Annotated in this window: 1 protein-coding gene; it reads right to left on the bottom strand. The window is 66.5% G+C overall.

Annotation, left to right across the window (positions count from 1 at the left end; genetic code table 11):
* On the bottom strand, positions 1-504 hold a 504-nt coding region (locus EN874_RS32205; protein WP_281061458.1), incomplete at both ends, for an NAD(P)-dependent oxidoreductase.

Consider the following 504-nt stretch of genomic DNA (forward strand, 5'->3'; position numbering starts at 1 on the left):
GCGGCCCGCGCCCAGTGTGGACGAGCGCAGCGCCCTCGGGCAATTTCGCGAACAGATTGGCATTCAGGAACCCACGCGTCTCCTCGGTCAGCGGTAGCAGGCAGACGAGTAGATCGCTGGCAGCGAGCATCTCTTTCAACCCGAGCTCGCCATGATGGCAGCGCACGCCCTCGATCTGCCACGGCGAGCGGCTCCAGCCCGACAGCGGGAAGCCGAAGGGCTTCAGCCGGTCGAGGACGGCCTGGCCCAGTTGGCCGAGACCGAGCACGCCGATCCGGCGCGACCCGGCCTGGAGCTGCGCAATATCTCGCCACTCGCTGGCGCGCTGCTGCGCCAGATAGGCGGGCAGGTTGCGGTGGAGCGCAAGCACGGCGAGCGTCACATATTCCTGCATCATGCGCACGATGCCTTCCTCGATCATGCGCACGACCTTCACCGTCGCGGGCACCGCATCGAAGCGGAACTGGTCGACGCCTGCGCCGAGGGAAAACAGGATTTCCAGAT

This window comes from Mesorhizobium sp. M1D.F.Ca.ET.231.01.1.1, from assembly GCF_003999155.2.
Taxonomy (GTDB): domain Bacteria; phylum Pseudomonadota; class Alphaproteobacteria; order Rhizobiales; family Rhizobiaceae; genus Mesorhizobium.